This is a genomic window from Enterobacter sp. CM29 (assembly GCF_013179605.1).
GTDB classification, from domain to species: domain Bacteria; phylum Pseudomonadota; class Gammaproteobacteria; order Enterobacterales; family Enterobacteriaceae; genus Enterobacter; species Enterobacter intestinihominis.
In genome coordinates this window covers 1-1,930 of record NZ_JABMCU010000330.1, presented here as the reverse complement: position 1 = coordinate 1,930, position 1,930 = coordinate 1, and the positions used below count along the sequence as shown (strand labels likewise).

The following is a 1,930-nucleotide window of genomic DNA, read 5'->3' as shown; positions in this document are numbered from 1 at the left end:
CGTTCGACTTGCATGTGTTAGGCCTGCCGCCAGCGTTCAATCTGAGCCATGATCAAACTCTTCAATTTAAGTTTGATGCTCGTGAATTAAACTTCGTAATGAATTACGTATGTTCACTCAGAGACTTGGTATTCATTTTTCGTCCGAGGACGTTAAGAATCCATGTCACTTTGAGTGCCCACACAGATTGTCTGATAAATTGTTAAAGAGCAGTTGCAACGCGGCTTTCAGCTCATCGTTGCGAGGTCCCGTATATTACGTTTTCCTCATTCAGAGTCAAGCAATTATTTTCACTTTTCTCTGTTGGCGTTCATCTCTGAACCCCGCTGTCCCGGCGGCTTGTAAGCCGTTGTTCCGTGTCAGTGGAGGCGCATTATAGGGAGTTCTCAGACGTTGACAACCCCTCTTTGAAAAAAAACGTTCAACCGTCTCTTTTTTGCTCAAAACCGTGCTACAGCGCCAGTTTTTCGAGCGTTTCGAAGCCATAACGACGTAAAACGGGCAAAAGTTGTTCGGTTTCTTTTGTTATCGCCATACAGAAAGCGATGTTCGCATCCGCTGATTTCGCATCCGGCGCCTCGTGCTCCAGTAGCCAGGCGGTCCGACGCGCAATCGCAGCACCGGAATCCACCAGCCGGGTCCCTTCAGGCAAAACCTTTAACAGCTCTTCCTGTAATAGCGGGAAATGGGTGCAGCCGAGAACAACCGTATCCGGTGGTTCCTGCATCCGCAGCCATGGACGCAGAATGCGACGCAGCTCTTCAAGCGATACCGCCTCGCCGTGCAGTTTCGCTTCCGCCATTTCCACCAGCTCCGCCGAGCCGAGCATGGCGATCTGGCATTCATTGGCAAAGCGCTCAATAAGCTCACGCGTATAAGGACGTTTTACCGTACCGCGTGTCGCCAGCAACCCCACGATACCGTTCGCCGTCAGACGCGCCGCAGGTTTGATTGCCGGGACAACGCCCACAACCGGGAACGGGAATTTTTCGCGCAGGGCAGGAAGAGAGACCGTGCTTGCCGTATTACAGGCAATAACCGCCAGCGCCAGGGGATAGCGCTTTTGTACCGCAGTGACGATTTCAATCACACGCTCAACGATAAAGTCTTCACTCTTTTCCCCATACGGGAACGCGACGTTATCGAAGGCGTAGATGTAATGGAGATCCGGCAGGAGCTGCCGAATCTCATCATAGACCGAAAGCCCACCGACGCCGGAATCAAACACCAGCACGGTGGGACGCGGATCAGAAGGTGTAGCTGCCAGACAAGGTGTATTCCCGTCCTGCAGTTTGGTAGCCATAAACTGTCTCGTAATCTTTATCGAACAGGTTGGCTATTTTACCACGAACTGTGAGATGTGAGGTGACAGGATATGAAACCGCGACGTCCCACAGGCTGACGCCGCCCATTTTAACTTTCTCTGACGGATAGGTTCCAAAGTCGGTGTCGTAGCGCGTGCCGAGATAGTGATACGTCAGGCTCCAGTCAACATCATAGATCTGCGTATCAAGCTGATATTTCACCTGCTGTTTAGCACGACGGTCCAGAAGTTGATTGGTTGCCGCATTGCGGGCATCCACATAGTCGTAGCCCACAGTATGCGTCAACGGACCCGTATCAAACGACGCTGTCGCTTCTACACCTTTAATGCGTGCTTTGCCGACGTTGTAATATTGCTGCAGGTTATTGTTGAAGTCGATGAGATTATCAACGTCATTACGATAGCCGGATACGCGCCAGCTTACGCCTGCCGTCAGGCCTTCAAACGCCCCTTCCCACTGCTTGCTCTCTTCAGGATCAAGATGGGTATTGCCGTAGAAGCCATAGAGCTGACCCAGATTCGGCGCTTTATAGGCCGTGCCATAAGAGGCTATGAAGCGGTAACCGTCAACGAACTCCCAGGCTGCGCTACTTTGCCAGGTACCAT

General features: G+C 51.8%; 2 protein-coding genes and 1 rRNA gene. All 3 read right to left on the bottom strand.

Going from position 1 to position 1,930, the window contains the following annotated elements; all coding sequences use genetic code 11:
• Positions 1–68: ribosomal RNA gene (locus HP459_RS22685) — 16S ribosomal RNA — on the bottom strand; the annotation flags it as partial.
• Positions 69–451: 383 nt separating this feature from the next.
• Positions 452–1,303 carry a glutamate racemase gene (gene murI, locus HP459_RS22680; RefSeq protein WP_063149391.1) on the bottom strand — a complete coding sequence of 284 codons (852 nt, stop codon included), beginning with the start codon at positions 1,301–1,303 and terminating at the stop codon, positions 452–454.
• Positions 1,248–1,930, bottom strand: a 683-nt coding sequence (locus HP459_RS22675) for a TonB-dependent receptor (RefSeq protein WP_171936896.1), incomplete at its 5' end; no start/stop codon positions are given. The genes HP459_RS22675 and murI, both read right to left, overlap by 56 nt.

Coding starts and splice junctions, on each gene's coding strand:
- murI (WP_063149391.1), bottom strand. CDS start 1,303: ATGGCTACCAAACTGCAGGACGGGAATACACCTTGTCTGGCAGCTACA.